Annotated in this window: 26 protein-coding genes and 1 tRNA gene; 20 read left to right on the top strand and 7 right to left on the bottom strand. The window is 35.6% G+C overall.

The features are described from left to right. From gloA to rpmE, 3 genes are all read left to right on the top strand, one after another. Positions 1-402, top strand: a complete 402-nt coding sequence (gene gloA, locus RMB03_RS18535) for a lactoylglutathione lyase (protein ID WP_003650472.1) — start codon at positions 1-3, stop codon at positions 400-402. 134 nt (positions 403-536) lie between these two features. Continuing rightward, positions 537-1,508, top strand: a complete 972-nt coding sequence (locus RMB03_RS18530; RefSeq protein WP_170834038.1) for a bile acid:sodium symporter family protein — start codon at positions 537-539, stop codon at positions 1,506-1,508. A gap of 193 nt (positions 1,509-1,701) precedes the next feature. Beyond that, positions 1,702-1,926, top strand: coding sequence for a 50S ribosomal protein L31 (rpmE, locus tag RMB03_RS18525; protein ID WP_003650476.1), 225 nt, complete (start codon positions 1,702-1,704; stop codon positions 1,924-1,926). Positions 1,927-1,989: 63 nt separating this feature from the next. On the opposite strand, the gene RMB03_RS18520 is transcribed toward rpmE, so the two are convergent. From RMB03_RS18520 to epmB, 3 genes are read right to left on the bottom strand one after another with little or no spacing between them, the layout of a single operon-like run. Further along, positions 1,990-4,101 (bottom strand): EAL domain-containing protein, encoded by a 2,112-nt coding sequence (locus tag RMB03_RS18520; RefSeq protein WP_311077218.1) that lies wholly within the window; start codon positions 4,099-4,101, stop codon positions 1,990-1,992. Continuing rightward, positions 4,098-5,843 carry a GTPase gene (locus RMB03_RS18515; protein ID WP_311077217.1) on the bottom strand — a complete coding sequence of 582 codons (1,746 nt, stop codon included), beginning with the start codon at positions 5,841-5,843 and terminating at the stop codon, positions 4,098-4,100. Before RMB03_RS18515 ends, RMB03_RS18520 begins: the two co-directional genes overlap by 4 nt. Before the next feature lie 15 nt (positions 5,844-5,858). Continuing rightward, complete coding sequence (gene epmB / locus RMB03_RS18510; protein ID WP_017387929.1) at positions 5,859-6,875, bottom strand: EF-P beta-lysylation protein EpmB; 1,017 nt, start codon at positions 6,873-6,875, stop codon at positions 5,859-5,861. 73 nt (positions 6,876-6,948) lie between these two features. Between epmB and efp the strand changes: the two genes are divergently transcribed. The 7 genes from efp to RMB03_RS18475 all read left to right on the top strand — a co-directional run bounded on the left by efp (position 6,949) and on the right by RMB03_RS18475 (position 13,264). After that, positions 6,949-7,518 (top strand): elongation factor P, encoded by a 570-nt coding sequence (gene efp, locus RMB03_RS18505; RefSeq protein ID WP_004643557.1) that lies wholly within the window; start codon positions 6,949-6,951, stop codon positions 7,516-7,518. A gap of 164 nt (positions 7,519-7,682) precedes the next feature. Continuing rightward, positions 7,683-9,779, top strand: a complete 2,097-nt coding sequence (locus tag RMB03_RS18500; RefSeq protein WP_003650483.1) for a carbon starvation CstA family protein — start codon at positions 7,683-7,685, stop codon at positions 9,777-9,779. Further along, positions 9,779-10,084 (top strand): YbdD/YjiX family protein, encoded by a 306-nt coding sequence (locus tag RMB03_RS18495; protein ID WP_004643555.1) that lies wholly within the window; start codon positions 9,779-9,781, stop codon positions 10,082-10,084. The genes RMB03_RS18500 and RMB03_RS18495 overlap by 1 nt, the downstream gene beginning before the upstream one ends. A gap of 167 nt (positions 10,085-10,251) precedes the next feature. Further along, positions 10,252-10,328 (top strand) — tRNA-Val (locus RMB03_RS18490). Positions 10,329-10,546: 218 nt separating this feature from the next. Then, positions 10,547-11,026 carry a hypothetical protein gene (locus RMB03_RS18485; RefSeq protein WP_311077216.1) on the top strand — a complete coding sequence of 160 codons (480 nt, stop codon included), beginning with the start codon at positions 10,547-10,549 and terminating at the stop codon, positions 11,024-11,026. A 388-nt stretch (positions 11,027-11,414) separates the two neighbouring features. Further along, positions 11,415-12,620: a hypothetical protein gene (locus RMB03_RS18480; protein ID WP_311077215.1), complete on the top strand. Its 1,206-nt coding sequence runs from the start codon at positions 11,415-11,417 to the stop codon at positions 12,618-12,620. A gap of 131 nt (positions 12,621-12,751) precedes the next feature. Continuing rightward, positions 12,752-13,264, top strand: coding sequence for a phage antirepressor KilAC domain-containing protein (locus RMB03_RS18475; protein ID WP_311077214.1), 513 nt, complete (start codon positions 12,752-12,754; stop codon positions 13,262-13,264). Between the two features lie 122 nt (positions 13,265-13,386). Here RMB03_RS18475 and RMB03_RS18470 read toward each other — a convergent pair whose 3' ends face one another. Beyond that, on the bottom strand, positions 13,387-14,250 hold the full coding sequence (locus RMB03_RS18470; RefSeq protein ID WP_311077213.1) for a hypothetical protein: 864 nt from the start codon (positions 14,248-14,250) through the stop codon (positions 13,387-13,389). A gap of 697 nt (positions 14,251-14,947) precedes the next feature. On the opposite strand from RMB03_RS18470, the gene RMB03_RS18465 reads away from it, so the two are divergent. The 4 genes from RMB03_RS18465 (at position 14,948) to RMB03_RS18450 (ending at position 17,124) form a co-directional block, all read left to right on the top strand. Next, positions 14,948-15,163: a cold-shock protein gene (locus RMB03_RS18465; protein ID WP_003650532.1), complete on the top strand. Its 216-nt coding sequence runs from the start codon at positions 14,948-14,950 to the stop codon at positions 15,161-15,163. Between the two features lie 107 nt (positions 15,164-15,270). After that, on the top strand, positions 15,271-15,498 hold the full coding sequence (locus RMB03_RS18460) for a hypothetical protein (protein ID WP_003650533.1): 228 nt from the start codon (positions 15,271-15,273) through the stop codon (positions 15,496-15,498). A gap of 68 nt (positions 15,499-15,566) precedes the next feature. Further along, a complete protein-coding gene (locus RMB03_RS18455) occupies positions 15,567-15,773 on the top strand; it encodes a hypothetical protein (protein ID WP_004643550.1) in 207 nt (68 codons plus the stop codon). Positions 15,774-16,563: 790 nt separating this feature from the next. Further along, positions 16,564-17,124 carry a TetR/AcrR family transcriptional regulator gene (locus RMB03_RS18450; RefSeq protein WP_311077212.1) on the top strand — a complete coding sequence of 187 codons (561 nt, stop codon included), beginning with the start codon at positions 16,564-16,566 and terminating at the stop codon, positions 17,122-17,124. Positions 17,125-17,157: 33 nt separating this feature from the next. On the opposite strand, the gene RMB03_RS18445 is transcribed toward RMB03_RS18450, so the two are convergent. Continuing rightward, positions 17,158-18,015 (bottom strand): LysR family transcriptional regulator, encoded by an 858-nt coding sequence (locus RMB03_RS18445; protein WP_311077211.1) that lies wholly within the window; start codon positions 18,013-18,015, stop codon positions 17,158-17,160. 331 nt (positions 18,016-18,346) lie between these two features. Here RMB03_RS18445 and RMB03_RS18440 point away from each other — a divergent pair, with 331 nt between their 5' ends. The 4 genes from RMB03_RS18440 to RMB03_RS18425 all read left to right on the top strand — a co-directional run bounded on the left by RMB03_RS18440 (position 18,347) and on the right by RMB03_RS18425 (position 21,928). Beyond that, positions 18,347-18,778: a DoxX family protein gene (locus RMB03_RS18440; RefSeq protein WP_198079677.1), complete on the top strand. Its 432-nt coding sequence runs from the start codon at positions 18,347-18,349 to the stop codon at positions 18,776-18,778. A gap of 32 nt (positions 18,779-18,810) precedes the next feature. After that, positions 18,811-19,725 carry a glyoxalase gene (locus RMB03_RS18435; protein ID WP_231764830.1) on the top strand — a complete coding sequence of 305 codons (915 nt, stop codon included), beginning with the start codon at positions 18,811-18,813 and terminating at the stop codon, positions 19,723-19,725. Positions 19,726-19,834: 109 nt separating this feature from the next. Beyond that, positions 19,835-21,295 (top strand): alginate export family protein, encoded by a 1,461-nt coding sequence (locus tag RMB03_RS18430; RefSeq protein WP_311077210.1) that lies wholly within the window; start codon positions 19,835-19,837, stop codon positions 21,293-21,295. Between the two features lie 18 nt (positions 21,296-21,313). Then, the gene (locus RMB03_RS18425; RefSeq protein ID WP_311077209.1) at positions 21,314-21,928 is read left to right on the top strand and encodes a M17 family peptidase N-terminal domain-containing protein; all 615 of its coding nucleotides are present in this window, start codon (positions 21,314-21,316) and stop codon (positions 21,926-21,928) included. Positions 21,929-22,023: 95 nt separating this feature from the next. Here RMB03_RS18425 and RMB03_RS18420 read toward each other — a convergent pair whose 3' ends face one another. Together RMB03_RS18420 and RMB03_RS18415 are read right to left on the bottom strand one after the other, a co-directional pair. Further along, positions 22,024-22,935, bottom strand: coding sequence for an ornithine cyclodeaminase family protein (locus tag RMB03_RS18420; RefSeq protein ID WP_311077208.1), 912 nt, complete (start codon positions 22,933-22,935; stop codon positions 22,024-22,026). A 115-nt stretch (positions 22,936-23,050) separates the two neighbouring features. Then, entirely contained in the window at positions 23,051-24,019 is a 969-nt protein-coding gene (locus RMB03_RS18415; RefSeq protein ID WP_311077207.1) for a threo-3-hydroxy-L-aspartate ammonia-lyase, read from the bottom strand. 255 nt (positions 24,020-24,274) lie between these two features. On the opposite strand from RMB03_RS18415, the gene RMB03_RS18410 reads away from it, so the two are divergent. Both RMB03_RS18410 and RMB03_RS18405 read left to right on the top strand, forming a co-directional pair. Beyond that, positions 24,275-24,898 (top strand): transcriptional regulator, encoded by a 624-nt coding sequence (locus RMB03_RS18410; RefSeq protein ID WP_004643545.1) that lies wholly within the window; start codon positions 24,275-24,277, stop codon positions 24,896-24,898. Positions 24,899-24,945: 47 nt separating this feature from the next. Continuing rightward, positions 24,946-25,194: a hypothetical protein gene (locus RMB03_RS18405; RefSeq protein WP_311077206.1), complete on the top strand. Its 249-nt coding sequence runs from the start codon at positions 24,946-24,948 to the stop codon at positions 25,192-25,194. Positions 25,195-25,228 lie beyond the last annotated feature (34 nt).

The following is a 25,228-nucleotide window of genomic DNA, read 5'->3' as shown; positions in this document are numbered from 1 at the left end:
ATGCGAATGCTTCATACAATGTTGCGAGTAGGCAATTTAGAACAATCTTTAAAGTTCTATACCGAAGTATTAGGAATGAAGTTACTTCGTAAGCGTGATTATGAAGAAGGGCGCTTTACACTGGCATTTGTTGGTTATGGTGATGAAGAAACTAATACTGTGCTTGAACTCACTCATAACTGGGATACTTCAAGTTATGATTTAGGCAATGCATACGGCCATATCGCTATTGGTGTCGATGATGCTTATAAAGCATGTGAAGAAATTAAAGCACGTGGTGGTAAAGTCGTGCGTGAAGCCGGCCCAATGAAAGGCGGCGTAACGGTTATTGCATTTGTTGAAGATCCAGATGGTTATAAAATCGAGTTGATTCAACAAGATGCTGATGCCAGAAACAACTAAATAAATGACTTAGGCGATTTAAGATTTAGGTCTTAAAAGTCTAGCTTTATTTTTAGAGCCCAGTATGATGAATATCCGACCGAATGGTCAATTTATCAACTGGGTTTTTTATTTATCTAAAATAATCATAGGATGTGGCTATGTTGAAGTTATTGGCACTTGATCGATTTACAATTTTGTTGGTTGGAATGGTACTACTAGCAACATTTTTTCCAGTCAGTGGTCAAGCAGCGCAATATTTCAATACACTCACCACGGTCGCGATTGCAATATTATTTTTTTTGCATGGTGCGAAGCTGTCTCGTGAGGCTGTAATTGAAGGCATTTTGCATTGGAAAATGCATTTACTTGTATTCGCATTTACTTTTTTTGTTTTTCCAGTGATTGGTTTGTTGGCTAAGCCGATTCTGTTACCTCTATTAGGTCAGCAGCTGTACTGGGGTTTTCTGTTTATGTGCTTTTTACCCTCTACGGTTCAATCTTCTATTGCATTTACATCAGTTGCAAAAGGGAATGTGGCGGGAGCGGTCTGTAGTGCATCTTTTTCAAATTTGATTGGTATGTTTATTACACCAGTGTTGGTTAGCTTTTTTATTTTAGGCCAAAGCCAACATGGGTTCGATCCGACTGCTTCAATTATACAAATTACATTGTTACTGTTAGTGCCATTTATTTTAGGACAAATATTACGTCCTTATATTTTTCCCTATATGGCAAAAGTTCCAAGTATTGTTAAAGCTTTCGATCAAGGCTCAATTTTGATGGTGGTGTATGGTGCATTTAGTGGGGCAGTGGTCGCAGGGCTCTGGCATCAGGTGAGTTGGAAAACTTTACTTATTCTAACGGTTGCTTGTTCAGTTCTTTTAACCATCATTATGCTATTAGCACTTTATCTACCACGTGCTTTTGGATTTAATCGAGCAGATCAAGTCACGGTTTTCTTTTGTAGCTCAAAAAAGACACTGGCAAGTGGTGTGCCGATGGCGCAAATCTTATTTATTGGTCAGCCTTTAGGCATGATTGTGTTACCTATTATGATCTTTCACCAAATCCAATTAATGGTTTGTGGGGTAATTGCAAATTACTGGGCTAAATCTAAAGATTAATTCGCAAATAAAAATTATTTGACGTATAATCTTGTCCACTTGTTGTGCTTAGCTCTAACCCTAGAGGTTTCGGTGGGCCAAAAGAATGGTCTGTTGTGGTGTTGATCTGCTCATTTGAGCCTGTCCTCAACTTAGTTGAGAGTGATCAATTGCGATGACAGCTTAAGCCTTTCTAAATTAGGAGTAATCGACGATGCGCGCCGATATTCACCCAAAATATGCAACATTAGTAGCAACTTGTTCTTGCGGTAACGTAATCGAAACTCGTTCTGCTTTAGGTAAAGACACTATCTACCTTGACGTATGTTCAGCTTGCCACCCTTTCTACACTGGTAAGCAAAAGAATGTAGACACTGGTGGTCGTATCGACAAATTCAAACAACGTTTTTCTGGTATGTCTCGCTCTATCAAGCGTTAATACTGCAAAACGAAACAAAAAACGGGCTTTATGCCCGTTTTTTGTTTCTGGACGACAAGACCATTATTGGTCTTGTACGTCTGTTAATCGATCAAGTTTTTTCTGGAAATAACGACCTTGTAAGAAACGTGCTTCCACATTCCAAGCGTTAGCAAATAAGTTCATATCATCAAGATCGGCAAGCAAAATCCCTACTGGTTTTACAGTCAAATAGTTCAAAACCTTTTCTTGTAATTGCGCTAAACCAGCGTCTGAGTTTAATAGCTCTGTCTTCTTCGATTGCAATTTTAAATATTGAACATCAAGTTGTTGCAATATCGATTCACTATAAATAGAAGATGTGAAATCCCGAATTGAAATTTCTGCGCCGTGTTGACGTAGGCGAGCTATTTGTTGCTGCACAATTGTAAGATGTGGCTGAATCGCTTGTTCTGAAAATTGTAAAACCAATGGGCTTTCTTGCTTACTACCAATAATGGTGAGTAATTTCGAAATCAGCTCAGGGAATGATTTATCTTTGAGTAAGATATCAATATTCAAGTTAATAATCAGTTTAGCTTTCGGATACTGCGTAATAAAATTATGTAGCTGTTTGCTAGCCTCAACCAAGATCCAACGGTCTAATTGAATAGAAAGTTCGCTATCATCTCTTAATGCAGCTAAATCGTTTAAGTCATGCCACTGTTCATCTGCAATAAAACCGCTAGTAACTTCATAGTTATGGGTTTCTTGATCATGCTTATCATAAATCTGCTGATATTTTAAATGGATTTCACCCCGTGCTAACTGTTGCTTTAATTGTTGCAATAGAGAGGATTGCACAGGAGCATCAACATTCTGAAGGCTTAGATCAAGTGAGATAGAAGAACTCGTAGGCTCAGGAGTGATAATATCGATAGTTGGCACTAACTCAATTTCTGACTTCGCCTTAGGTAGCTCTTGCTGACTTGTTTGATCGAGTAGCTTTGCAAAACTAGCTTCATCTAAAGGTTCAGTAATTTGCGCATAACTCAGCTTAAACTGGATCGAGTAGTTAAGCTCATTAATCGGTAATAAATACTCTTTTTGCAAACTTTGCAGACTAGCCAATTGGGAGTTAAGGACTGTACTGTTTTCGGCTTGCAAAACGCCAAGATATGCCCCAAGTTCAAGATTGAAAATCGGCATTTGTGCTTGTTCTTTCAGAAAACTTTGCAGCCGATTAAAATATTGTCCAGGAGTTTGCCAATCGAGTTGAAATATACGTTCTGGGCACTGACTTAATCTAAATAAAACCAATGCATTTGCTTGAGCAGGGTGAGTTGATAGTTGTCGATTAATCTGTTGCCAAGGCGTAATTAACCCATAACTCTTTTCAGAAAAAACTGTATTTGCGGGTGTTTGTAAATCCAGTTGATAGTCAATGGTTAACTGTACGGCATCTTCTTCCTGACTGGGAATAAATTCAAGTTTTAAAGCATTATTACCTGAAATTGCTGCATGCTGACTCTGGATTTCAAAACGCGCCTGATCAAATTGACCTAATGAAATCTTCTTAAATCTTTGTTTAAAAATATTTAAATCATTGGGTTGTAACACATCTAATATCGGCAGGCCAATAATCTCTTCTTCTTGCTTAAAGCCAAAAAGGTTGAGGTATTCTGTATTTGCCTTAACGTGCATGCCTTCTTGAAAAAGGGCAACTGCTTTATGGCTGTTATTGACCAATGTTTGTGTATGAGAGTGAATAGTCTCTAGTTCACTGGTCAGGCGTTGCTCGGTTTGCAATAAATGGCTATACGACAAGGTTCGAATAAGCGTGATATAAAAATAATCTAATGGTTCTAATGGAACTACATCATAAATACCTTTATGAATATAAGTCTGATATTGCTGAGGTTGATAGTCTTCAGGTTGCAATAACAAAACAGGTAAATGTGGCTGCTCAGATGCTTGAATAAGGGAGAGGGTTTGTTCAATTTTTAGGTCATAAGCACGACCAAAAATAATAGCATCCCAAGGCGTATTTAACTGTTTTTCAAAGCTTTTGAGGTCGTCAAGCAATAATGCCTGAACTTGATAATCATTCCCTAATAATAAATTTAAAATCTGGTTATAACGTAGCTGGTTGTCATCAATAATGAGTAAACGTGTTTCAGTACGTTTTAACTTTTTAGATAATAAAGAGTTTCTCACTTTAGTGCTTCCCATAAATCTTGACTGCTAGAGTTGCTATTCTTTTTCATCATGAACTGATCAAGCAGATTTTGTTGCTGATCATTCAGAAGTTCGAAATGAAATTGAATAAAACTTTGAGTAATGAGTTGTGCTTTGAGTAGATACACTTTGATTTCTTCTGTCCCCAATCGTAAATGAATTGTTTGTTGCTCTCTAAAAATTTGTGACCCCGGTAAAATCAGCGTATTTTGTATTTCTTCTAGGTTTTGTGTTTGTAGTAATAGTGCAGGATGATAATTGCGCGTATGACGCTCAGCTTGAATATGCACTGCGCAAGGGAACATAGCCTGTGACAAAATCTCTAAACCTAACTCTAGGCTTTTTTCTGTCGACTGCTTAATCCAGCGGATTACTCCACCACGCCATTGTCCATGCAAGGTTTCTTTAACTAAAATATATTCACCGGTTCTTAGATTTTTCGGTGCCTCGCCAGACCATTTAATACGATATCCATTGACACTAATATCGAGAACAGTGGTTTGATAAATGGTTTTGCTTTCACGACTTAAGCGTTGATAGGATGTCGTTTGTTGTTCTTTTTTCTCTAAATTGGATAGAACTTTAGATTCACTTTGTAAGTTGTAGTTATTGTTAAGTTGTAGCGTTTCTTCGAAGTTTTTTGCTTTCGAGAGATAGAAATGAGCCGTACTTAAACCGAAACAAATTTGTAGCTCTGCATTATATTCATAACGTTCATGACGACGTTGAGCCGTAGTACCTAAAATAGTTTGAACATGAAACTTTAAAGCTGGGCTTAAATAAAATTTTTCATTCTTGGAAATATATTGCGCATTTTTATGCATGGTTGCAGTGACATGCTCAAGTAAAGCCTGTGTGCCTATAAAAATGTTTGGGCTAAAGTTAGAGCTGCGTTTGGTGTTATAAACCGGCGGATGATCTTTATTTGGATCGACCACATATTTCGTTAATGCTGTGTCTTTCGGCAAAATATGAATCATTCTTGCCCAGTCAAAGCTACATTGAAATAATGCCTGAATTTCTGACTGACGAATTTGGTTCGTATTTAAAATATCGAGCAAAATCAGCTGAGCATAAGCTTGAGTAATATTTGCTAGAGGGTGATGTACACCCTGAATATGGTTAATATTTACCAGATGATATTTATGCTGAACAGCAGTTTCATAAAGTTGATGTGCAATTAACCATTGTCCTTTGACCGGTTCACTATAGAGCATATGCTGCTGATATAAGAGACTGGTTAATTGTTGCAGCGCATGGAAAGTCGATAAAGTACGTGCCGTTTGCAAATTCTTTTTTTGTTTATAGGCAAACAGTGAAAATTTTTGATGTTGTAATTGCTCATGGCTATTTTTAGCAATATTTAAATAAATACTGGCAAAATAGCATCGGAGCAACATCGCTAATTCAATAATGTGTTCATTACGGTCTGTGCTAATAACGCCTTGGTTAAAAAAGTTTTTTTCTAGACTTGCAAGAACGTTATTAATGGTGGGATGAAGCGTTTGTATGAGATCGAAACGTAAGGTCTCGCTACATTTTAATTCATTGAGCTCTAAAATAGCTGTGAATAATGCTTTTGACGTATCGCCGAGTTGCATAATAGAAAGGGTAGTGACCCATTCATTAAGATCTTTAATATTGGCTTCACAAAAGCTTAACCGTTCACGAGTGAGTGCGGTTTGATTGTGAAAAATGTCCGATAGTGCATTATTCATCATCACTTATTATATAACTCAAAATGTTGTTGCCCCAAAAAGCGGTGTTTTATTCTTTTCGCCCGCAATTTCCCTGACGAGTTTAGGAACCAAATACCCCGGTAGGTTCGCTAACACATCACGATATATATCATCTATCTCAGATGGTATTAAATCAAAATGTTGTGCACCTTTTACTTTATCTAAAACATGTAAGTAATAAGGCATAACGCGAGCTTCAAATAAACGATAACTTAAATCAATTAATGTCTGTGCAGAATCATTAACACCTTTAAGCAAAACTGCCTGATTAAGTACAGTAATGTGCTCGGCAGATAACTGCAACAATTTTGAACAGGTAAAGTCATCGAGTTCAGAAGCGTGGTTTGAGTGTACCACCAGAATAATACGCAGCCTACTGTTTTTTAATAAAGAAATAAGCTCTTCGTCGATACGGTTTGGAATAACAATTGGAACCCGTGAATGAATTCTCAGAATCTTAATTTGTTTGAGAGATGATAAGCGTTCTAGCCAAAGTGCTAATTTACGATTAGAAAGCGTAAGGGGGTCGCCACCACTCAAAATGATTTCATTAATGTGCGGATTCGCTTCAATATAGTTTTTTATATTTGGCCAATCGTCATTTTTCGGTAAATTTTCTTGATAGGGGAAATGTCGACGGAAACAATAACGGCAATGTACGGCACAAGCACCCGTCAAAGTCAGTAAAAAACGTGATTGATATTTATGTAATACACCGGGTAATTGATTTGCTGCTTCTTCGCCTAAAGGGTCAGTTACAAATTCAGGATGTTCCTCAAGTTCTAAATGATGAGGTAAAACCTGTAGCAAAAGCGGGTCAAAAGGGTTTTTAACGTTCATTTTTCCGACGAACGCGCGAGGAACCCGTAATTTAAACTGTTCAGAAGCCAGAATCGCACCTGATAATAGCTGATCGGTGGATAACTCGAGTAGGTTTAGCAACTCCAAAGGATCTGTAATAAGGTCACTCAGTTGCGATTGCCAGTTTTGCTCTTGGTATAAATAGTTTATCATTTGACACGATTAAGATAATGCAACAACGCATTATATCGCATAGTTGACTTGTTAAGTTTGGAGTGTGCCAGTCATGGCCAATTATTCTACAAATGATTTCAAGCCGGGCCTTAAGGTCATGCTTGACAGTAACCCATGTTCAATCATGGAAAATGAATACGTAAAACCAGGTAAAGGTCAAGCGTTCAACCGCGTAAAATTACGTAACCTTAGAACTGGTAAAGTTTTAGAAAAAACTTTTAAGTCTGGCGATACTGTAGAAGCGGCTGACATCGTAGAAGTAGAAATGGACTACTTATACAATGATGGCGAGCTTTGGAACTTCATGGATCCTGTAACTTTTGAGCAAATCGCTGCAGACAAAACTGCAATGGGCGATGCAGCTAAATGGTTAAAAGACGATTCAAATGAAAAATGTACTATTATGTTGTTCAACGGTGTGCCTTTAACTGTAAGTGCACCGAACTTCGTAGTATTAAAAATTGTTGAAACTGATCCAGGTGTACGCGGTGATACATCTGGCGGTGGCGGTAAACCAGCTAAGCTTGAAACAGGTGCGGTTGTTCGTGTTCCGTTATTTGTTCAGCAAGAAGATAGCGTTCGTGTAGATACTCGTACTGGCGATTATTTAGAGCGTGCATAATAGTTAAAAAATAAACTATTATCGAAGGGATGATGTAAATCATCCCTTTTTTTATGCGAAAGTATAAGAGGAAAAAAATTAAAGGAGGAGTACAGTCACAAGGATTTGATAGAACAGTACATAACAATATAAAAATGCTGTAGTTATTTATTGAGAGGTTAAGAATGGACACAATGCAAGCGAAATCTACGCTTCCCTCCAAGCTGGTCTGGAGCCTAGTGGCAATTATAGGTGCAATTTCTTTTGGGATGCTGGCACTCAGTCGTGGTGAACATGTCAATGCGGTTTGGCTTGTACTTGCTGCAGCATGTGTATATAGCATCGCATATCGATTTTATAGTCTATTTATTGCAACTAAAGTATTTGAATTAAACCCAAGACGTTTAACCCCAGCACATCGTTTAGCCGATGGTCTGGATTATGTTCCCACCAATAAATACGTACTTTTTGGTCATCACTTTGCGGCAATTGCCGGAGCGGGACCATTAGTCGGGCCAATTTTGGCTGCACAAATGGGTTTTTTACCAGGGACAATCTGGCTACTGGTCGGTGTGGTTGTCGCAGGTGCAGTACAAGACTTCTTAGTTTTATTTATTTCAACGCGTCGAGACGGTCGTTCGCTTGGTGAAATGGCAAAACAGGAACTGGGTTCTTTTGCTGGTATCGTTGTAATGCTTGGCGCGCTTGGGGTAATGATTATTATCCTTGCGGTATTGGCCTTAGTTGTGGTTAAAGCACTTGCCCATAGTCCATGGGGTGTTTTTACTATTGCAGCAACTATTCCAATTGCATTATTTATGGGCGTTTACATGCGATTTATTCGCCCGGGACGTATTGCTGAAGTTTCTATTATTGGCTTCGTCTTAATGATGCTTGCCATTGTTTATGGCGGACATGTTGCAGCAGATCCATACTGGGGTGAGTTTTTCACCTTAACCGGAACACAGCTTACATGGTGCTTAATTATTTATGGATTTATTGCTTCAGTATTACCTGTCTGGTTATTGTTAGCGCCACGTGATTATCTATCAACTTTCCTTAAAATTGGTGTCATTCTCGGTTTAGCAGTCGGTATTATCATTGCATTACCTGAATTAAAAATGCCAGCAGTGACCCATTTTATTGATGGTACTGGTCCTGTTTTCTCAGGTAGTTTATTTCCATTCCTATTTATTACTATTGCCTGTGGTGCCATTTCTGGTTTCCATGCGCTTGTATCAAGTGGTACTACACCAAAACTCATTGATAACGAAGCAGATATTCGCGTGATTGGTTATGGTGGCATGCTCATGGAGTCTTTCGTCGGTATTATGGCGATGATCTGTGCAACTGTCCTAGACCCAGGCGTGTACTTTGCAATTAATGCACCCGCGGCTGTACTTGGTACAACTGTAGAATCAGCGGCAGAAGCGGTTCGTAATTTAGGATTTGTCGTTACCCCTGAAATGTTAACGCTGTTGGCACAGGAAGTCGGAGAAACTTCGATTTTATCGCGTACAGGTGGTGCACCTACCTTTGCAATTGGTATGGCGCACATCATTTCGGAAATTTTCAATAGCCGTTCAATGATGGCATTTTGGTACCACTTTGCGATTTTGTTTGAAGCATTATTCATCTTAACTGCTGTAGATGCCGGAACTCGTGCTTGTCGTTTCATGGTGCAAGACACAGTGGGTATTGTGATTCCTGCGGTTAAATCTTCTGGTTCATTCGTGGGTAACTTAGTGGGTACAGCAGTTGCAGTAGGTGGATGGGGATTCTTCGTCTATCAAGGTGTGATTGACCCATTAGGTGGCGTTAACTCCTTATGGCCTCTGTTTGGTGTTGGTAACCAGATGCTGGCTTCAATGGCACTCATTTTAGGTACAGTCATTTTGTTTAAAATGAAAAAAGAAAAATATGTATGGGTGACGATTATCCCAACAATTTTCTTATTCGTGACCTGTATGACTGCGGGTTGGCAAAAGATTTTCCACGAAAATCCAAAGATTGGTTTCTTAGCGCAAGCAAATAGATTTTCAGATGCAATCGCTCGTGGTGAAATTCTTAAACCAGCTAAAACTATTGCTGAGATGCAAAACATTGTGATGTCTAATCAGATTAATGCTGCGCTTTGTGGCTTCTTTATGATTGTGTCGATTGTCATGATTATTGCTTCAATTGGTATTGTACGCCGTGCTTTAGCAAGCCCAACACCGACTGTAAATGAATCCCCAGCTGTATATGCTGATCCTGAAGTGGTCACCACGCGAGGAGAGTAATGATGAATTTTAAATTTGCAAAGAATGGAACTGTCATTATTGCGAAAATCATCAAAATGACGGTGCTCTCACAAAAAGAGCTGTTGCTCTCTCCAAAGAACTGGTCACGCATTGCAACACTGTGGCAGCGTTTGCAGCAAAGCTTTCGACTCATGGTCGGTGTGCCAGATTATCAAACTTATCTGGAACATATGAAGCTTCATCATTCTGATTTAACGCCAATGGATGCTAAAACTTTCTATCGCTATTGTGTCGATGCGCGTTATCCATCGGCTGGCGGTACTTTAAAGAAATGCCCTTGTTAAGTTGAGAGTTAAATTCAGCTAAACAAAACGGTATGTGGTTAAACCATGTACCGTTTTTCTTTTTTAGAAAATGAAAAAAGTTTGCTTAAAGTCTGCTCATTTGTATTTTTTTCAATTGAAAATCACTTGTTTTGCTTTTGAAAAATGAATATTATGCTTTCCATCTTAGGTGTATAGCTCAGTTGGTTAGAGCGCTACGTTGACATCGTAGAGGTCTCCAGTTCGAGTCTGGATATACCTACCAAGACATTAAAGTCATATAAACTCGAATAGCTTTACATGACTTAAAAAGCCCTAAACTGTAATGGTTTAGGGCTTTTTTTATTACTTTGTATAAACTTATAAAAATACTAAAGGCATATTGCAAGAAAGGTGTTAAAGGCGCCTAGAATAAAAGAGTGTATTTTGAATAGTGAATAGAGATAATACAGTGAACCGATGAGATTGATAGTGTAATTGGAAATGGCTAAAGATTGGATGTTTAATGGCTTTCTAGGTGATGCAACACGTGATGATGAAATACGTGCTTGCATAAATCAAGGCAAATTCATGATAGAAATTGCTGAAAAAATAAAAAATGATAAGCCTTTAACTAAAATGGAAAAGGAGTGGGCATATGGAATTGTAAGAGCTAGGGGTAAAGATCAAATAATAAATCCAACCAAATATATCTCCAAGGAAGAAAATGGAGCTCCAGCAGATCCAAGGAGATATGAAGCAGTTTTGACATATTATTGTTATCTAAGAGTTTTAAACGTAAAAAAGAGAGCAATTGAATTAGTCTGCTATGAATACGAGGAAATTACCTTAGATAATTTGAAAAGTTGGATAAAACAAGAACGAGAAGCAGGGCAGCCAATTAAAAGACAAGCAGATGATATGATTATTAAAAATCCAGAAAGCATAATTAATAGTTATGAAAAAATGAAAGGGAAAAAGTAAAAAAAGTTTTTCTCTATTTTCTAAGGCTACCATGTGAATAATTAAGTACATCCCTGTTAATTTTGAAAGGATGTATCTAGATGTCGAATAAAATTAATCAAACCAGAAAAACCACTTCAGGTTCAGTAAAATCACCCTATAAAACGCTGTTAGATTCACTAAATTTAATTTTGAAAATCATTCGCCTTTTGCTTGAACTCATAAATATTTTATTTCTATGGATTTAAAATTACTGTGCGACACAATTAGACGTATTACTTAGCTTTATATGTTCTTATTTAGATTTTTATCGCTTATATTTACTTTGCTAGGTCTAGGTTTGCTCCCGAAAGTAAGATACCCAATCTTATTGACCTAGCCACTTTATTGGGTTGCTGTGGGAGGCATTATGGGATTGTTTTCTGAAAAAGAGAAAAATGTAGAAGAGAACTACATAAGATTGCTAGATATACTAGAAGTACTTTATCAACTTTCAGATAATGGGTGGGAAGAGGTTGGACATTTCTTATTTCAAAGTGATATAGATTCAATATGTACTTATGAATATTTTGACGATTATACGTCTGAAATAAGAGAGTGTAAAAAATTTATAATTGAGCACGTTTATGAACACGATTCTGGTGTTGGAACTTTAAAACAAGCTTTGATACCTTTTATTTTTAATAATTGTGATTCTCTAGATGGTGAGCATTTAGAGAATAAAATAATTGCTGGAATTGAGCTAGAAAGAAGATTTGGACAATATTATTGGTCAAAAGAGGATGTAAAAAATTTTGATAACTTTAAAAGGCTAAAATTGATAGAAATTTTGGAGTTTGGAAGGCCGCTTAAGAAAAAAAAGAATAAAATAGGTATAACTGAAGCGATAAATCAAGAAAGTAAAAAATATATAGAATTAATATGGTGTATTCAAAGCTTTTGCGAGACATTTAATCAATCAATTCAAAATTTTGTTAAATTTTTGAAAAATACAAAATTTTATAATCACTGTGATGTATATATGAGGATAGGAGAAACAGAGTTTATAAAATTGAATAAAATTAATTCTGATCAGTCGATTTCTTTTGTTCTTGATTTCTTTGACAATGAAAAATTTAATTCAACTGATTTTGGTTACGATGTAGATTATTATCATCTTAATCATATATTGATAGATGAAGATGATCTGCGCTATTTTGAACCATTAAAGGATTTAATTGTTGATGTGAAAATACGTCATGTTTTGTATACTGATATAAGATATGGAGATATAAAGCTCGATCAATTAGATGATATTTCAACATATATTGGTCGAGAAAGTGATAAATTATTTAATGCACATTGGGAAAAAATTCAAAATACAAATATTGAGCAAGAAGATATAGTTTTACTCGATCAAACTACTTTGAAGCCCCATCCTTCGCTTGACCCTAACCATCCAAATCATGCTCCTGAACTATTAATAGCTATTGAAGTTTGGGAAGAAAAGTATTTACGTAATCAGTATCCATATCAAGAGCATACCCCAGCTATAACTAATATTCTAAAGAATCGAAATATTTCCCAAACAAATTTAGTTAAAAGAATTTGTGCAATCACAAATCCAAAAAAGTGATTTATTATAAATACTTACTATAAGGTGACACTTTGAGGTATCACCTTTTTTTATAGAAGTGTCACTTGTATGCCACCTTATTGGATTTGCTTCACTAGCTCCATCAAACACAACCGTATGGAGCTAAATAAATGCAACTAAACCGAGTTATCTACCATCAAGCTGGTGAACTATTAAGTATTAAGCGTAATGCTTTAGATCAGCCTAATTTAAATGATCCAATTTTCTCTGAGGGAGATAAAGTGGTGGTAGATATTTCAAATCCTCATGCTTTACGCCGTGCTCTTTTGGATTATACAGAGCAAGTAATTCATCTTGAAACTCAGAATCAGTTTTTAGAGCGAACGATCGACACCATTACTCAAACACCTACAGGAGTGAAGTTTCAGCAAGCATGCAAAATCTTGAATATTAAAAGACAAATATTAGCTAGCTGGCTGCGGGAACATAATTGGGATCGTCACCTTAACAATGTGCGTACTTCAACTTACTATAGTCAGTCACGTGGTTATTGTGAAACCAAATATGAGAAAGTTGTTCGGGTTCGCCCTAATGGTGATCAGTATAATTTCACTATGATAGAGTTTTTCATCCTTCCTAAGGGGATGAGTATCTTGGTTAAAGCTTTTAGTAAGGAAGTCTAAGATAATGAGTTTTAAAGGTGCTTAATAATCAATATAAGGTACCGTGAATGAGTGGGAAACTCTTAAAAAAGAGTTTCCACCATTTAAAGATACGGAATAGCACTTTTGTCACAGCAATATTATTAATAAGAGTTAATTATTTCATTAAAATCATTAAAACTTTTTAATAGGGAGGTTTTTATCATATTAGCTTTTAAACCTTTTTCTTTATCAAAAATTCCTATAGCGTAATCTTGACCTATATAACCTTCTTCCTCATTGAGCAAAGAAATAATATAGTTTTTTGCTTTTTTAATCTGTTCAAATTGAAATATTTCTTTCATTTCAATAAATATTCTAGTTATTGAATTAATAAGTTCGTTCAATACCGTGAAAACACAAAATGTTTCCTCTTTTAAGGATAACCTTTCTTTAACGGGGCCCCAACTATCATAATTTTTAATTAGATCATCTCTATTGAAATGAAATTTTGAAGAAACAGTGGGTTCATCTGAATTATTCCTTGAATATTCTAAAGAGAATTTTAAGCTGGGTGTGCTGCAATGTTGAATATAGTTTCTTAATTTGTAGCAGAAAGAATATGAAAAATTATTATCGAATTCATCTTTCTGAATTTTTTTAAAGAAATTAATTTCATTTGATTCTTCACCAAACTCTCTTTTTATACTAGTTTCAAGATGTTCCAACATAGTTTTAAATGCCGCTAATATATTTATTAAACCTCTGTTAAATATCCTATTGATTTTTATAAAATTAATACTTGCAATGTGTGATTCCTCAACCTTTATATCTTTTACAAATGAAGAAAGATCATCATTAAAAGAATTATAATTTTCTTGAATGCAATAAAATAAAAAAAATCTTTCATCAAATTTTCTTAAAATATTTTCATAGTTTTCAATTAACTTGATACTTGTTGCATTTAGTTCTTTAATCTCACACATATCTTTATCTTTAAAACTATATAATTTTAAAGTTTTGTTCATGCCTAAACCCTTGTTTTAACGAATTTAAATTTATTATACATGATTTTTTATTGACATTATTCTTGTAATAGAACTTATAAATTTATTTATTTTTTCGAAATTTTTTATTAAAATGATTCCATCAACTCGATATCTTTAGAGAATATTAAAGAAAGTTTTAATATATCACTCAAAGTTTATATTATATTGGATAAAAGCAATTTATAAGACTAAATATCTTCAATCATCCCTTTAAAAAGAGCGAAATTTGTTCACTCATTTTCTTAACATCCAATTAACTAAAAAAGATTAAATTTCCCCTTTATAAACCCTCATTTAACAATCACTTATCCATTATTTATTCTTACTTTTTAATGATCTATTTTAAAATAAATGTCATTTGCTTGACTGCAAAAGGGTAGCACTGTCCTTTGCCTGCCTACATTGAGCACAACTTGCTTATCAACACTTAGAATCCAGAACATCACCTTATTTTATAAATAAAATAAATATATATATTAGAAAACTTGATTAATTTTATTTTTCGTATACAATGAACATAACTAGAAAAAGTCATGTTTGGTAAATCTTCTCTAAGTACCGCAGTATTAGTCATAATCCTTCGTTTTTTTCAGATTTTCAGCTCCATTCTTTATTATTTCGATGTTACTCATAACCAATAAAATGGTTTAAATTTTTAAAAAAACTAGGATGTATTATGTCTAATTCAAATATCATGAAAGGTACTGTTAAGTGGTTTAACGAAGCTAAAGGTTTCGGCTTTATCCAACCAGAATCAGGACCAGACGTTTTCGCTCATTTTAGCGAAATCGCTAACTCAGGTTTCAGAACTCTTGCTGAAGGTCAACGTGTTGAATTCAGTGTTGCACAAGGCCAAAAAGGCCCAAATGCTGTAAATATTGTTGCTCTATAAATAATTATAAGCAGTCAAAAATGAAAAGCACTAATGAGTGCTTTTCACTTTAAATTAATTTTAAAATTATTTTAAGATTATAAGTAAATTTTAATTTAGGATATAAATTGTTAAAAATAAATGATTTAATTGCAAAATCTAAAAATGGTACAGAAATTTTAGTGTCTTTAATTCCTCTAAATAGAATACAAAATACACGTGAAGGTTTTAAAACTGTTGAAGTTGGTAAAAGAGTTCTTCTTTCCTCTGGAATTGAAGTTGATTTAAATTTAGATGGTCGCACCTTTTATGCGTCTATAAATCAACTATTTAAATTAGATTATAGAGTTAGTTAAAACTCAGTTTGCTATTGGATATTTAGGCGGGTCCATTATTTCTGCCATAATTTTATTAGGATATCGTCATGCTTAAACAAAATATCAGTGTTAAAGACCAGTTTGGAATTAAATACGTCATTCAGGCAACAGTAGATAATTATTTCGCTAATACTCAATGTTTTTCTAATTTAAAATACATTACAGTTGAAGGTGAAGATATACGACCGGGTTTTGAAATGTTTTTTCAAAGTACTCTAAGTGGTAAAATTTTTAAAATTGATAAAATAAATTAATTTATCAACGCAGTATATTTATCTTGCAGGATAGCGTTCTTTTAAAAATAGAAAAACCTCATAGCTTTAGGGCATATTGCAAATACTCAATTAAACAATAACTTTGATAATAAAGCGCAGGTGGCGGAAGCCGCACTAGCGCATTTCTAGTTTCCTAAACCGCTATATCTCAAAATTCCGCAACTTTATAAACCCCAATTTAACAATAACTTATTCATTATTTAACATTACTTTTTAATGATCTAGTTTAAAGCAAATGTCATTTTGTGTGCTTGACTGCAACAAATGTGAAGCTTATCCTTTGCCTGCTGGCCACATTGCCAGCCGGCTTTGACAGGCCGTGCTCAAGTACATTGAAAAAATTCGTTTTTTTAATGTAGACCCGTTCGTCTCCCTTTTGTTGCGGTAGGACGGAAGGGGGACGCCTTCGTGCGTGCTGGGTCTTGAGCCAGTCTGTCAACCCTCTTTCGTTCTGCCACCATAAGTCCTAATTCATGCTCTGGCAGAACTCCCAATAAAAAGGAGTTGGCTTTGCACATTCATAATTTCTTGGCAGCCTTTGCCAAAAGCTATAACGACACCACTTAATTTATCTTTAAACAGTTTGAAGGCTCATCGGCTTTTCAGACTTTAAGTCATTACGGCTAAAAACTTATTTCAACAATAAAACTTGAGATGTGCCAAGCACAGTCTTTACGGCTTTGCTATGCCTTTTTTTCTCCCAAAAAGGGCAGCGGCTTTTTGTATCTCATTTATATACAACAAAAATTTAATTTATAACGGTAAAACTATGCCAAAGTTAGTTCTCCCAACGCGTGCTATCCAAGTCATTCATACGTCGATTCATTTATTTCACCATCACGGATTTCATACGGTTGGGGTCGACAGAATTGTGAAAGAGTCTGAAATTCCAAAAGCGACTTTTTATCATTATTTTCACTCTAAAGAGCGGTTTATTGAAATCTGTTTGACCGTGCAAAAAGAACGGCTAAAAGAAAAAGTGATTTCAATTGCTGAGTACGCCAACCACACGAGCGCGATTGATAAACTCAAGGCACTTTATTTCTTACATACCGATTTAGAGGGGTACTACTATTTATTATTTAAAGCAATTTTTGAAACGAAACTGACCTATCCAAAAGCCTACCAAACCGCAGTGAGGTATAGAACTTGGCTAATCAATGAAATCTATAGCCAGCTTAGAACACTCAAAACTGATGTTTCATTTCAAGATGCCAAACTATTTTTATATATGATTGAAGGCGCAATTATTCAGCTTTTAAGCTCAGATGTGGCAAATGAGCGAGAGAAGGTGCTGGATTGTTTTTTGATGGGGTTGAAAAACGCATAGCAGCATGTGATTGAAAAACTAAATTATAAAATTTCAGTGATCGTTAGAAAAATGTTGCTTTAATGAGTCTAAGAAAAGCTCAACCTTTTTTGGAATTTTTGATCCATAAGGGGTGGTTGCATAAAAATGAAGTTTTGATGAAAAGATGTCTTGCGAGCAATTAATAATAACTCCGTCATCTTCATATTTTTTTGCTAAAAAATCAGGTATAAATAAAATACTTTGATTTTTCTTGCATAAATCTAACAGGATTTCGATATTGTTGCAGATCAGTTGAGGGCTTGAATTAATAATTTTATTTTTTAAATCTGACCCTGAATATAATAATATATTATGTTTTCTTAATTCATCTATGCTTTTAGGTTTTCCATGCTTATTTAAAAAAGCAGATGTTGCATAGAAATTTCTTTTATAGGTGTCTAGAATAAAAATATTTTCTTCTTTAATGTCTTCTTCAATTTTTAAAACAATATCAAATTTACTTTCATTGATATCTATTGTTTTTTCTGAAAATAAGAGGTCAATTTCTATGTTCGGATATTGAATTAGAAAATTAGAAATAATATCTGAAAAGCAAGTTTGAATAAAAGCATGAGGAGCGTTGATTTTTAATATACCCTCAGGGTACTTTTGATCATATATAAAGTCATTAGCCGCTAAATCTAATTCTTTAACAATGACTTTACAACGTTGATAGAACTTCTCTCCTGAGCGAGTGAGGTCCATCTTTCTAGTGTTGCGAATAAACAATGATGTACTAAATAGACTTTCTAAATAAAAAATTCTTTTAGAAACCTGATCTCTGCTGATTCCTAAATTTCTAGAGGCATTACTAAAATTTCCACTTTCGACAACGCTGATAAAAGTATTAATACAGTCTAGTTTATCCATTAAATTTTGAAAGGCTAAGTTGGCGTGTCGCTAAACTATATTATGATCTTATGGTTATCAATCATTGTATCTTTTAAGGATACAGTTTGTATTTAAATAAATATCTAGTAGTTTACATTTATTTTTGATTTTATATAGCCTAGTGGTTGGTTTTGTTTTTTGGTGGTAAGTGATATAAATAATATTTTATATATTTAAATTAAAATTAACTATTCTTGAGAATATTAATATGCATTTTAAAAAGTTAATTTTATATTTTTTAATTGATATTTTAAGTGTTTCATAAATTTATTGGGATATTAGAAAATTGAAATATCAATGAGGTAAATAGATGAGTGACTTGATTAATAATAACCCTGTATGGGTGAAAAAGATTTTATCAATTCATGGGTTGCTTCCACTTCTAAGAGTTGCATTAGTTTCGGCTTATTTAGTGGGGGGGATTAATAAATTCATAGGGTTTCATCTGGCAATTGAGGAGCAAGCAAGTTTTGGTTTACAGCCTGCTTGGCTCTGGGCAGCTACGGCAATTGTTATTGAAATTGTTGGTTCGCTCTTGGTTATTTTTAATCGGTTTGTCTGGCTAGGGGCTGGAGCTTTAGGCTGTCTAACCGCAATAGCGATGCTTGTTGCAAACGATTTTTGGAATCATACAGGTCCAGCATTCTTTAGTACGTTTAATAGTTTCTTTGAACACCTTGGTCTCATTGCTGCATTGGTTATGGTCACCATTCTTTCTAATCAAAAAACGAAGTCACAATAAGTTATAGCACCCAAAATAAACAGGAGTCTTTTATGCGTAAATCATTATCAGCCTTGCTTTTAAGCACAATGCTAGTGGGCACAAATGTTGCCTTTGTTCCTCAAGTTTTAGCCAAAACAACAACGAGTGTAAAAAGTGAAGCGCCCGGTGTAGCCCCTCAATACGATACAACGCATGTTTATGTGAACCCCGAAGACTTTGATAAATTTACCGACAGCTTAGTGGCGACTTTTGGAGGCACCAAATCCAAACAGGGCGTTTTTCAGGTGACTCCAACACCAAGCCAGACCATGTCTCAACTTGTCTTGACTCCAGTTGGAACACTGTCTGTATTTGGTTTTAAAACTCCGGTTCCATATCCTTTTGGTTTGGAGAGAACAGGCTATTTAGTCAAAGATATGGATGCAGCCGTACAAGCAGCTAAAGCAAACGGTGCAGATGTGATTGTGGATGCATTTCCAGACCCAATCGGGCGTGATGCGGTCATTCAATGGCCGGGCGGCGTGAATATGCAGCTTTATTGGCACACGACTAAACCTAACTATAGCAAGTTAGAAACTGTTCCAGAAAATCGTATTTATATTTCAAAACAAAGTGCTGACTCTTTTGTTAAAAAGTTCGTCAATTTCTCGCACGGTAAAGTGGTTTCAGATAATCCAAAAGCTGCTGGTGTAGAAATTGGACGACCAAATGAAACGTATAGACGTATTCGTGTTGAATCTGATTTTGGCAAAATGACAGTGTTGGTCACCGATGGTCATCTTCCTTATCCATATGGACATGATATGACGGGTTATGAAGTCAAAAATTTATCTGAGACTTTAGATAAAGCGACAAAAGCTGGTGTGACAGTTCTGGTCAATGCCTATAAATCAGAGGGTCGTGAGGCAGCGATGGTGCAGTTCCCAGGTGGTTATATTGCCGAAATTCATGCACCCATAAAGTAATTTATTGCCTTAAATATTGATAGAAAACAACGTTCATATTGTCCAAGGGCAATGTGAGCGTAAAAGACTAAGTCTCTGCAATGACCTATTTATTACCATGGATAACAAGATGGCCCCGCATATTTCTAACCATAGAAACTGTCGAATTAAGTGCTCAGAAACTTACCTTAAAATAATTAAAATGAGTTTATTGCTAACGGGTAGTTTATTTCTTTATGAATTTGCTCATGCAGAAAATGAAGTTTCAAATACAAATGTATGTCCAACTCGTCCAAAAATCTCAAACAATCGTTGGCAAGAAAATTGGGATGTTTTAAAAAATCCGTGCGTACCAAAGAAAATAGGAGACGACTTCAAATATATACCTTTTGGCAATAATAATTATTTGTCATTGGGTGTAAATATTCGTGAGCGTTTTGAAGTCAATAATAATGCGAGATTTGGCAGCGGAAATAATCAAGCAGATCGCTATTTAATTCAAAGATTACAAGTTCATGCAGATGCACGTATTGGCGATCATTTACAATTATTTACTCAGCTAAGTGATGCGCGAGCGTTTGATAAAAAGAATATTGCAAGTACAGATCAGAATAGACTCGATGTAGAGCAAGCCTTTATTGCGTGGGTGAGTCCTTTAAATAATGGAACTTTTAAATTTAGAGTAGGGCGTCAAGAAATGGCTTTTGACTTACAACGCTTTATTTCGAATCGAGAAGGTCCAAACGTTCGACAAGCCTTTGATGGAATTTGGTCGGGTTATGAATATGGCGATTGGAGAGTTTTAGGCTATCTCACCAGACCCGTTCAGATTGAAAAAGATTCAACTTTTAATGACCATTCGAAAAGAAATTTAAGTTTTAGCGGTTTTCGCGTAGATAAACAAAATGTCTGGGGAGGCGAGTTATCGGGTTATTACTCACGGTATGAGCGTGATAATGCATCTTTTACAAGTGTTAAGGGTAATGAGATTCGAGACTTATATGATGTTCGTCATATGGGTAAACAGAACAATATCGATTGGGATGTGGAGGGGATGCTTCAACATGGAAGGATTGGAGCGCAATCTATTCAGGCATGGGGACTCAGTAGCATTACAGGATACACTTTTGCTGAGCAAGCGTGGTCGCCCCGTTTAGGCGTCCAGTTTGATATTGCCACAGGCGATAAAAGTGCCAACGATAATGAACTCAATACCTTTAACCAGCTGTTTGCAAACGGCTCATACTTTACTTTGGCGGGTTATAGTGGCTACAGCAATATTATTCATATCAAACCGTCTCTGACACTTAAGCCTTCAGATAAACTTACTCTGTTAAGTGCTTTAGGTTTTCAGTGGCGTGAAACCACCAATGATGCGGTTTATTTCCAAGGTAATAACAGTATGGCAAACACAGCAGGCCAAGGCTCAAGTTGGACAGGCGCATATATTCAACTAAGAGCAGATCAAAAAATAAATTCTAATTTGTCTGTGGCTGCCGAAGGGGTTCACTTTGAAGTTGGAGATACCATTAAGAGAGCAGGAGGCAAAGACTCAAATTATCTAGGTCTTGAACTTAAATATGGCTGGTAAAACTAGACGAGAAGAAATATGAGCACAGATTTAAAGCAAACTAAAATTGGACATTATCAAAATCTAGACATTGAAATCGTGACTTGGGATTGCACCACGGCAGAGGTTGATCTTTCCTGTGCTTGTATCTTTGAACATGAAATGAATAACCGTCCTTTTTCGGGCGGTTTGGCACATTTAGATGATGCTCTAAATGGAAGACTAAATGAAATACGGAAAAATAACTGGTTCAGCGCGAATTTGAATGATGCTCTTTTAATAAATCAAACTCCTTCAACTATACAAGCTTCTAAAGTTTTATTGATAGGAATGGGTGCGCCAGAAGATTTTAACGTAGAGAAAATAGGTGCTACGATAAAAACTGCTGTGAAAACAGCCCATCAATTGGAACTCAAAAGTGTGGCATTTGCGCCTAGTATTTTAGATACAGGTCTTAATCCTCCCGCTGGTTTAAATGAACTCATGCTAAGAAGCTTAAAAGAAGAATTATACCGACATAATCAGCTTTATTTGCAACATTTAGTCAAAAAGTCTGAAATTGAAAGGTGGGTATTTGATTCTGGTGTTCAAAATTATGACGTTAAGGCTGAACAATATAGAACGTCTTTTGCCAAAATTTTTACTGAAGATTAATTCTTGTTTTTAAAATGAATTCGGTAAAGAGGTATAAAAGAAACACGTTTTAACTTAACTGCATCAACCTGAATGATGCAGTTAAATGATAAATATTAAGAAATTTCTAAAATTTTTTGGGCGATATATAAATCTTGTATAGATAACCCTGAACTATCATAAATTGTGATTTGTTCCTGAGATTGCCTTCCTTGAGCGTTTGCTAAAAGTACATCACCGATATTGATTAAAGTTGCAGATTCAGACGCATGTTGGAATTCACCAATAACTTTAGACTGGGAATTCAGATCACAAAATAAACCACTCTGTGAAAATAATTCTGGTGGAAGTTCTTGTTTACCTTTTTTATCAGAACCCATAGATGAAATATGAGTACCCGCTTTTACCCATTCCGATTTAAAAAGAGGGGATTGAGATGAAGTTGCTGTCACAATAATATCCGCTTGTTCACAAGCTTCTTTTGCACCAGCAATTTTAATCTCAATCCCTAAGTTTTTTAGGTCTTCTGCCATTTTTTCAGCTTTATTTTGGTCGCATCCTACAATAAAAAACTGATCGAAGTTTCTAATTCTCGCTAATGCCTCGCATTCATATTTGGCCTGATTTCCTGTACCAAATATGGCTAATACTTTTGAATCTTTTCTTGCCAATACATGGGTTGCAACTGCATTAGAAGCTGCTGTACGGAATGCATTCACTTTGCCTGCTTCGATGGCTGCCGCCATTTTTCCATTCGCTTGATTAAATAATAAAATGAGCGCGTTATGGCGTGGTAAACCATTTTTAGGATTATCTTCCCAAAACGAACCGACTTTAAGACCAGCTAAGTGCTGATTAGCAGATGATTTAATACTAAACGTATTTTTTGTATCGGATGCTTGACCATGAACCACAGGAAAACTTTTAGTATCCAATTGAGTAGCAGCAATTAAAGCTTCGTAAATTGCATCATAAGCGAGTTCATGATTGATGAGAGCAGCAGATTCAGACTCAGAAATAAATCTCATCACCATCTCCAAAAGTTGATGTTTAAATTAAGACGTGAACAGTTCGAGAGACGAGTAGCTTGTAATGTCTATCCATGACGCTTTAACTGACATCATAGATAGACACCAACTTTTATTAAGCTGATAAAAACTCTACATATTTAGAAATATCGACATTCCCACCACTAATAATGATGCCTATACGTTTGCCTTTTAACTCATGTTTCAAATTACGCGCAGCAGCAAATCCAAGGCATCCTGTCGGTTCAACCACCATCTTCATTCTTTCAGCAAAGAACTTCATACAGCTAATGAGGTCTTCATCTTCTACTGTCAAAATGTCATCTACATTCTTTTGAATAATAGGAAAAGTTAGTTTGCCTAAATATTGAGTTTGAGCACCGTCGGCAATGGTTTGGGGCGTATCAATATAAACAATTTCTCCTTTTCTAAAGGACATTTGCCCATCATTTCCTAGAGCAGGTTCAACACCATATATTTTACAGTTCGGAGAGAGTTGACGAGCAGATAAGGCAGAGCCAGCCAATAAGCCACCGCCACCTAAACATACAAAGAGGTAATCCAACTCACCAACCTCTTCAAATAGCTCTTTTGCAGCAGTTCCTTGACCTGCAATCACATGCGGATGGTCATAAGATGGAATTAATGTCAGACCATTTTTTTCGGCAATCTCTTTTCCAATTTGTTCTCGATCTTCTGTATAACGATCAAATTCAACAATATTGCCGCCGTATTCTCGTGTCGCTGCCATTTTTGCAGCAGGAGCATCTTTGGGCATGATGATTGTTGCAGGGATGCCAAGGATTTTTGCTGACAGTGCAATCGCTTGAGCATGATTTCCCGAAGAGAAAGCAACCACACCAGCTTTTTTTTGCGCCTCATCGAACTGTGCAAGCGCATTCATTGCACCACGAAATTTGAAAGCACCAACACGCTGAAAATTCTCACATTTAAAGAATACTTCTGCTTCAAATTCATTGTTAACAGTACGTGAAGTTAAAACAGGGGTTTTATTTGCAAAACCTTTAATACGCTCAGCAGCGGCTGCGACATCTTCATAAGTTGGAAGGGTTAAATTTTTCATAATTAAACCTAATTCTATTCAATGTTTTCGGATGCAAGATTTCGTATTGCTCAAGCAATTCACAATATATTGACCTTGTTTAGATAAAATATATATATTTAGATAAAATGTCTAATTTTATTTTCTGATGTTATAACAATGAGATATAAGATTTTGATTTACATTAAGTTTAAAATTAGATAAAAAGTCTAAATTACTATTACATACTTCACGCTAGGGTTTGAAATAGTAAGCAAGTCATTTGGAGGAAATACATTGGGAAATCGTGATAAACATTTACTCACTCAACTAGATACAATCGCGAAGGGGTTAAGTGAAACTCTATTTCCATTTTGCGAAGTTGTTGTCCATGACTTAACAAATCCTGAACATGCCATACTCTCAATACACAATAATTTATCTGGTCGAAAAATTGGAGATCCAGCAACAGAGTTAGGGCTGGCAAGAATTATGTCTCCAGAATTTCCAAATCTTATTTCAAACTATGCAAACCAGTTTGCAGATGGCCGCCCCGCAAAAAGTACTTCGATTGGTATTAAAGATGAAGAGGGCGAATATGTGGCCGCTTTATGTATGAATATTGATTTAACCCTATTTAGGGGCATGCAAAGCGCTTTAGACCAGTTTACTAAAATTGAAACTGACAACATTATTGAAAATTTGGAACCGAATGGGTCTGAAGCAATTCGAAGATATATCGATCAATTTGCATCAAAACATGCCACTACGCCGCGTATGTTAAAACTCAATGAGAGAAAACAATTAATACACGAGTTAAAGAATAATGGTTTATTAGACATTAAAAAGGCTGTGGAGACGGTTGCACAACATTTAGGTATATCAAGAGCGAGTGCCTATTTGTATGTGAAGGAAACTTAAAATAGTTTATTTTAATGTGTGTTTAGCTTGATCAAGGAGGTCGTTATTTGAAGTTATTTATTATTGTATTTATTGCAATTTTTTCCAGTATTGGTGTAATCTGTTTAATTGCACTGCTTAGAAATTTAAAAAATTCTTCGTCATCTGGCGAGCATGATTATTCATCTTCTTCAACACATCATTTTCACGATAATAGCCCTAGTCATCATAGCTCTAGTTATTCAAATGACTGTTCATCATCATCATCATCTTCAGATTCGGGAGGATGTGATGGGGGCGGTGGTGGTGGAGATTAAAAAAGCCCTTTTGTTCAAAGGGCTTTTGATTAAT

The organism is Acinetobacter sp. V91_7, assembly GCF_031799075.1.
Classification (GTDB): Bacteria; Pseudomonadota; Gammaproteobacteria; order Pseudomonadales; family Moraxellaceae; genus Acinetobacter; species Acinetobacter calcoaceticus.
Note: the sequence above shows the minus strand (reverse complement) of the source record. Positions and strands in the feature narration are given on the sequence as shown.